The organism is Collinsella sp. TM05-37 (assembly GCF_003436455.1).
Classification (GTDB): Bacteria; Actinomycetota; Coriobacteriia; order Coriobacteriales; family Coriobacteriaceae; genus Collinsella.
On record NZ_QSPN01000005.1, the window covers coordinates 114,211 to 120,845 of the forward strand.

At 61.7% G+C, this 6,635-nt stretch carries 7 protein-coding genes; all 7 read right to left on the bottom strand.

Annotated elements, in window-relative coordinates; translation table 11 throughout:
• Positions 1-7 precede the first annotated feature (7 nt).
• The 7 genes from DXD48_RS04370 to DXD48_RS04400 all read right to left on the bottom strand — a co-directional run bounded on the left by DXD48_RS04370 (position 8) and on the right by DXD48_RS04400 (position 6,537).
• A complete protein-coding gene (locus DXD48_RS04370; RefSeq protein WP_117564150.1) occupies positions 8-562 on the bottom strand; it encodes a DUF177 domain-containing protein in 555 nt (184 codons plus the stop codon).
• Positions 562-1,059 (bottom strand): ATPase, encoded by a 498-nt coding sequence (locus DXD48_RS04375; RefSeq protein ID WP_040358176.1) that lies wholly within the window; start codon positions 1,057-1,059, stop codon positions 562-564. Before DXD48_RS04375 ends, DXD48_RS04370 begins: the two co-directional genes overlap by 1 nt.
• Positions 1,060-1,127: 68 nt before the next feature.
• Positions 1,128-1,625: a pantetheine-phosphate adenylyltransferase gene (coaD, locus tag DXD48_RS04380; RefSeq protein ID WP_117564151.1), complete on the bottom strand. Its 498-nt coding sequence runs from the start codon at positions 1,623-1,625 to the stop codon at positions 1,128-1,130.
• The gene (gene rsmD, locus DXD48_RS04385; RefSeq protein WP_117564152.1) at positions 1,618-2,274 is read right to left on the bottom strand and encodes a 16S rRNA (guanine(966)-N(2))-methyltransferase RsmD; all 657 of its coding nucleotides are present in this window, start codon (positions 2,272-2,274) and stop codon (positions 1,618-1,620) included. Before rsmD ends, coaD begins: the two co-directional genes overlap by 8 nt.
• Positions 2,271-4,448, bottom strand: a complete 2,178-nt coding sequence (recG, locus tag DXD48_RS04390) for an ATP-dependent DNA helicase RecG (RefSeq protein WP_117564153.1) — start codon at positions 4,446-4,448, stop codon at positions 2,271-2,273. Before recG ends, rsmD begins: the two co-directional genes overlap by 4 nt.
• Before the next feature lie 10 nt (positions 4,449-4,458).
• Positions 4,459-6,120 carry a DAK2 domain-containing protein gene (locus tag DXD48_RS04395; protein ID WP_117564154.1) on the bottom strand — a complete coding sequence of 554 codons (1,662 nt, stop codon included), beginning with the start codon at positions 6,118-6,120 and terminating at the stop codon, positions 4,459-4,461.
• 27 nt (positions 6,121-6,147) lie between these two features.
• Entirely contained in the window at positions 6,148-6,537 is a 390-nt protein-coding gene (locus DXD48_RS04400; RefSeq protein WP_187361832.1) for an Asp23/Gls24 family envelope stress response protein, read from the bottom strand.
• Between the last annotated feature and the right edge of the window lie 98 nt (positions 6,538-6,635).

The following is a 6,635-nucleotide window of genomic DNA, read 5'->3' on the forward strand; positions in this document are numbered from 1 at the left end:
CACAGTTTTACTCATCGAGCTTGAGATTCTTCAATGCTGCAAATGGATTTTCCGTGGCAGCAGCCCATTCTGCCTCTGCCTGGGCGGCGCAATCGCATTGCTCGACGTTGAGATTGCAACCGCAAGTGGGACACAGACCGCGGCAATCGGGCTTGCAGAGCACCACAAACGGCGTGTCCATAACGACCGCGTCATTGATGGGCTCACCCAGATCGACGATGCGGTCCTCACCCAGGAGCTCGTAGCCGTCCTCGTAGGCCTCGGGATCCTCGGGCTCCTCAAAGAGGTAGAACTCCTCGATCTCGCCGGCGATATCAAACGAGGCGGGCTCCAGGCAACGGTCGCACTCGCCGGTGGCGTGCGCGCGGACCATGCCCGTGAGCAAGACACCGGTACCGGCATTGGTAAAGACAACGTCGTAGTCGATGCCGTCCTGTAGCTGGTACTCCTTCTCGCCCACCATGTAGGTGGCGACATCGACCTTACCGGTCAGCGGATACGAATCACCAGGAAACTCGAGCTGCTCGGAAAGATCGACGGTAACGCTCGGGAACTCAGCCATTACCACTGACCATTCTGTTGGGCGGCACCCTCGTTGAGCTGCTGACGGCAACGGGTAACGGTGCCGGTCAGGCTCTTGAGGTTCTCCTCCAGGTGCGTAAAGACCTGCTCCGCGTAGTCCTCGGCAGCATAACGCGTCTCGCGCTCGTACTGCTGGGCACGATCGCGGATGTCGTCGGCCTGCTGCTGTGCTAAGCGGACGATCTCCTGCTCACCAGCAATGGTGAGGGCCTGCTGCTGAGCGTCGGCGATGATGGAATCGGCCTGAGCGGCGGCGGAAGCCATAAGCTCCTCGCGCTCCTTAAGGATACGGCGGGACTTCTGCCACTCCTCGGGATAGCTCATGCGGATCTCGTCGAGGATGTTGAAGAACACGTCGGCGTCGATGACCTTGAACTGAGCGTTCTTGCCGAAAGGCGGCTTGGCTTCCTCGATCAGCCCTTCGAGCTCATCGACCAAGCTGACGATCCTATCGCCAGGAAAATTCTCGCCCGGCATCCGGTCTCCTTTCATAGGTAACATATCATCGTGCTAGTTTACCACATGCCACCAGGCAATAAAAAACGTCACGAAAAGCGATGTCTGAGCGCTTCGACCACGTTGGGCGGGACAAAGGTCGATACATCGCTGCCGAGTGAGGCGATCTGGCGAACGACCGAGCTCGAGATATAGCCGTACTGCGGCGCACTCATGACAAAGATGGACTCCAGCTCGTTATCCAAGCGATAGTTGAGATCTGCCTGCTGCAGCTCGTACTCAAAGTCGGTCATGGCGCGCAGGCCCTTGACCACGGCCCCCGCCCCCTGCTCGCGAGCGAAGTCGACCAAGAGGCCGGTAAAGGGCAGGACCTCGACGCCGTCGATATCACCGAGCGCCTCGCGGGCCAGCGCCACGCGCTCATCGAGCATAAACGTGGTACCCACACCGTTTTTACCCTGCGACTCGGCAACAGCGACGATCACACTGGGAAAGATGCGGCGGGCGCGGCGGATGACGTCGATATGGCCAAACGTGATGGGATCGAAGGTGCCCGGGACGATCACGCGGTTGATGGTGTCATTCATGGTCGTCCTCCTGAAACGTCGTGGCATCGTTGTTGTGAGCATCGGTGCCAGCGCAATCTTCCTCACCATCGTCATCGCCGACCCAACGAAGCAGGTCGACCGAGGTAATGCCGTAGCGCTTCTCGCGCACGATCTCAAAGCCTGCCGGATGCGCGCCCGCATCGGCGGCGGCATGCTCAAACAGGGCATAAGCGCCAGGTGCAAGCAGACCCTGCTGAGCCAGCTTCTGCAGCAGCTCCTCGACCGGCTCGGCACCAAAAGCATAGGGCGGGTCGAGCAGGACCAGATCAAAGGGGCCGCCCGGCACACGACCGCGCGAGGCACTCGCCAACATGTCGCCCGCTATCACGCGCCAACGCGCACGGTCACGGCAGAGCGACTCGATATTCTTGGTAATGAGCCGCGCGGCATTCCGATCGATCTCGAACGTCGTGAGCGAGCGGGCACCACGTGAGAGCATCTCTAACCCTAAGGCACCGGAGCCGCCAAAGGCGTCCAGCACGCGGACCTCGTCCAGATCGAAGTCGAATGCCGACATGACCATAGATGCGCATGCCTCGCGCACGCGATCGGTCGTGGGGCGGGTGACATCGCGACCACGGGGCTCCTCGATCTTACGACCGCGCCATTCGCCGCCGATGATTCTCATCCTCCGCTGACCTCCTTAAAAATGTGTCGATATCGCATGGCGACCGCATCGCGCAGGGGGCGCGTCGCCACGGAGTCAAGGTTGCAAGCATACCGCAAGAGCTCAACCGCGTCCAAATGGGCCCACTCGATCAGCTCCTCGTCGGCATCCAGGTCGACAAAGCGCAGGGTCACTCCGCCATGCTGGCGGTACCCCAGGATTTCGCCCTCGTGGCGCAGACGCAGGTCCATCTGGGCGAGCGTAAAGCCATCCGAGGTTTTTTCGAGCGATTGCAGGCGATCTTGTGCTGCCGAAGCGCCGCCGTTGCCCTTGGAGTGCGTCATGACCAGGCACGTGCCCGACACGCTGCCACGGCCCACGCGACCGCGCAGCTGGTGCAGCGCCGCCAAACCAAAGCGCTCGCCGTTCTCGATGACCATGACGGTGGCGTTAGGCACGTCGACGCCCACCTCGACCACCGTAGTCGAGACGAGCACGTCAATCTCGCCACGCTTAAAGGCATCGATAACCTGGTCCTTCTCCCCCGCTGGCATGCGGCCGTGAAGGCGCTCGATGGCAAGACCCGGCAACGCCAGACGCAGGCGATCGAGCTCGGTCGCCGTATCGTGCAGCGGCACGGGGACCGTCACGCGGCCCTCGTCGTCGCGGACGATACCGGGCACGTCCTCCAGATCATCGGCCGAGTCACTCGGCTCCACGAGCGGGCAAATCACGTAGGCCTGCTGACCTTTTTCATGCGCCTCGCGGATGGCGCCATAGGCAAGGTCGCGACTCGACTCGGTAAGCACGCGTGTCGTCACGCCAGCGCCAGGGACGGGCCGATGGCGGATGATACTCGTGTCCAGATCGCCGTAGACCGAAAGCGCCAGCGTACGCGGGATGGGCGTTGCCGTCATAACGAGCAGATCGGCACCGGGGCCCTTCGCGCGCAAGGCATTGCGTTGGCCGACGCCAAACCGGTGCTGCTCATCGATGACGACAAGCGACAGATGCTTGAACGCAACGTTATCCGAAAGCACCGCATGGGTGCCAAAGAGCACGTCAAGCTCGCCCGATTCCAGCTGTGCATGGATGCGCTCGCGCTCTGCGGCCGGCGTGGCACCCGTCAGAAGCGCCCAAGACATGCCGGCCTGCGAGAGCAGAGGGCCGGTCTTATCGGCATATTGACGCGCCAGCACGCCCGTGGGCGCCATAACGCAGGCCTGTGTGCCGCTATCGGCAGCCACAGCCAGCGCGCAGGCGGCAACGGCGGTCTTACCGGTACCGACATCGCCCAGCAGCAGGCGGTTCATCACGCGCCCGCCATCGCACATATCGCGCAGGATGTCTTGGAACGCGGCCTCCTGCTCGTCGCTCAGCGAAAACGGCAGGGCCTGCTTGAGCGCGGCCAGGTGCTCGCCCGCGGCGTGGGCGTAGGGAGCGACTTCGACCAAGCCACCGTCGTTGCGCAGGCGCAGCGCCAGCTGCAGGTAGAGGCACTCCTCGTAGGCAAGCCGTGCGCGCGCGATATCGCGCTCAGCCATGCTCGAGGGAAAGTGGATCGATCGAAGGGCACGGGCATGGCTCATCAGGCGACGTTTAACGCGTAAGCGTGCCGGAATGGGATCAAAGGGATTGCCGACGACCTCGAGCGCGCCACTTACAATACGGCGCATCCATGCCTGACTCACGCCGTCACTCACGTAATGGACCGGCAGGATAGTGCCCGCGGCGCGCCCTTCCTCAAGCTTTTCAAAGTGCGGCGAGGCCATCTGCTTAAAGCCGTAGGCAAACTCGACCTTACCCATTACGGCCAGGCGGTCGCCCTGCTTAAGCTGCTGGGCAATCCAGGGCTGGCGGAAAAAGGCGACCTGCAGCACGCCCGTCTCGTCAACGAGTGAGACCTCGGTCACCTGCATGTGCGGACGAGGCTGCTTTTGGACGATACGGTCGACCGTGGCGATGATGGTACACACGGTACCGATGGGCGCCATCTCGATGGACCAGGAGCGCGTAAAGTCCAGGTATCGATGAGGGATATGGAGAAGGAGGTCCCCCACCGTCCGAATTCCCAGACGGCGAAGGGCCTCCTCACGTTTACCCGAAACATATTTGAGTCGCGCGATATCCTCGTCGAGCGCATTGCTCTGGGCAAAGCGCTCCGAGACGCGCGGCACGGAGCACAGCTCGGACATGGGCAGTTGCCTACTCGATCGAGAAGATCACGGGATAGAGCGGCTGCTCGCCACGATGGGCGTCAATCTCCAGATCGGGCTGAGCCTCCTCAATGGCATCGACAATCTCCTGGAAGGCCTCATTGGACAGTTCCTCGCCTGCCAGAATCGTCAGCGCGTCGCCCTCCTCTTCCTCCTGCATACGGTTAATGCAATCGAGCGTGACCTGCTTCACGTCGGAGCCGACCACATCAATGGAGCCGGCAATGATACCCATGACGTCACCGGAGTGAATCGGCGAGCCGTCGGAGGCGCTGGAATCGCGCACGGCACGGGTGACCTCGCCATCGCGAACCTCACTGATGGCGTCGACCATAGCGGCGACGGCATCCTCAAGCTCGGAATCGGGTAGGACCGCGAACAGCGCGGAGAAGGCCTGCGGAACGGTCTTGGTGGGAACGACGGCGACCTTCTTGTCGGTGCAGGCTGAAGCAGCGGCCTCGGCGGCCATGCGGATGTTGCCGTTGTTGGGCAGGATGATGACCGAGGTCGCGTTGACCTGGTCAACGGCGCCCAGCAGGTCTGCAGTCGAAGGGTTCATGGTCTGGCCACCCGAGACGATCACGTCAACGCCGAGAGACTTGAGGATGTCTGCCTCGCCGGAACCGGCGGCAACGGCGACAAAGCCCAGGGCCTTCGCGGGCTCGGCGGCCTTTTCCTGGTCCTCGTGGATCTTGGCAGTACGGTCGTGGGCCTCCATCTCCATGTTATGGATAAAGACTTCGTAGATCTGACCAAGCTGCAGCATGTGCTCGAGCACCAAGTTGGGGGTGTTGGAGTGCACGTGAATCTTGTAATCGGGGTAAGCACCCACGAGCAGCTCGCAGTCGCCCATGGAACCCAGGAACTTGAGGCACTCGTCCTCGTCAAAGGGAGCGTCGGCCTTAAAGAGGAACTCGTTGCAGTAGCGGAATTCCGAGCCCTCCCAGTCGTCGTTGGCCTCGATCTCAACACGACCAAGGGCCGCGTCGCGGGCAGAGCAGGCGGAATCAAACGTGGCGGAGAAATCCTCGACAACGGTGCTGCGGCCAAGAGCGGCGGCAACAAAGTTCTCAAGGAAAATAGCAAAGCCAAAGGCGCCGGAGTCGACCACGCCGTTCTCCTTCAGAACGGGCAGCAGGTCGGGCGTGCGGGCGACGGACTGGTAGGCCTCGACGACGATGGCGTCGAGCGCGTCCTCGGCCGAGAACTTCTTCTTTTCGCACTCGTCGGCCTTGGTCGAGACATCGCGCAACACCGTGAGGATCGTACCCTCGATGGGCTTACGCACTGCCTGGAAGGCAACCTTGACGGCACGACGGAAGGCGAAGGCGATGTTGGCGGACGTAATGGGCTCGTCGGCGGAGACAAGGCCCTCGGCCACGCCGCGCAAGATCTGCGAGGTGATGACGCCGGAGTTGCCGCGGGCGCCCATCAGGGAGCCGTGGGTGATGGCGCCGGCGATGGCCTCCATGTCGGCGTCGGCGGGAAGGGCAGAAAGCTCCTTGGTCACCGAGGCGAGCGTGAGCGACATGTTGGTGCCGGTGTCACCGTCGGGCACGGGAAAGACGTTGAGCTTGTTGATCTCCTCGGCCTTGTCGGAAACGGCAGCCGCAGCGATCGGAAAACAGGTGCGAATGGTCTTTGCAATCATGGGTATTTAAATCTCCGTTTTCGGATGCTAGTTCAAACGGCTCTTGAGCGCGTCGATATGGATGCCGATCTTAAGGCTGGCGGGATCGATCTGGGCGATCTCCTGCAGGGTGAAGGCAACGGAGCTCGAAAGATTGTGGCAGACGGATTTCATGTTGACGCCGTTCTCGAGCACGACGTGAAGATCGACCGTAAGGCCGTTCTCGTCGGCGGAGACAAGCACGCCCTTGCGGAGGCGCTGACCGGCAAGCAGGCGCACGCTCTCGGCGCCTTGGAGCTGCTCAGCCATACCGACGACGCCATAGCACGTCATCGCGGCATAACCGGCAATATCGGCAATAACGTCGTTCGAGACGCTCAGGCTGCCGTTAATGGTCTCAGACACAAGAATCTCCTTATCTGGTGCTCGCGGCACCATGTCGTGGGAGCAATCATTGCAATATTCTACAACGACCGCGCCATGTTGAGGGGTGACGCATAATTTCTTTCGCAAATTGACAACCGCATAGCGGAACA

Bases quoted from the DNA above. Each gene is read 5' to 3' on its own strand.
- recG (WP_117564153.1), bottom strand. From the start codon at position 4,448: ATGTCCGAGCTGTGCTCCGTGCCGCGCGTCTCGGAGCGCTTTGCCCAG.
- rsmD (WP_117564152.1), bottom strand. From the start codon at position 2,274: ATGAGAATCATCGGCGGCGAATGGCGCGGTCGTAAGATCGAGGAGCCC.
- coaD (WP_117564151.1), bottom strand. From the start codon at position 1,625: ATGAATGACACCATCAACCGCGTGATCGTCCCGGGCACCTTCGATCCC.
- DXD48_RS04400 (WP_187361832.1), bottom strand. From the start codon at position 6,537: ATGGTGCCGCGAGCACCAGATAAGGAGATTCTTGTGTCTGAGACCATT.
- DXD48_RS04395 (WP_117564154.1), bottom strand. From the start codon at position 6,120: ATGATTGCAAAGACCATTCGCACCTGTTTTCCGATCGCTGCGGCTGCC.
- DXD48_RS04370 (WP_117564150.1), bottom strand. From the start codon at position 562: ATGGCTGAGTTCCCGAGCGTTACCGTCGATCTTTCCGAGCAGCTCGAG.
- DXD48_RS04375 (WP_040358176.1), bottom strand. From the start codon at position 1,059: ATGCCGGGCGAGAATTTTCCTGGCGATAGGATCGTCAGCTTGGTCGAT.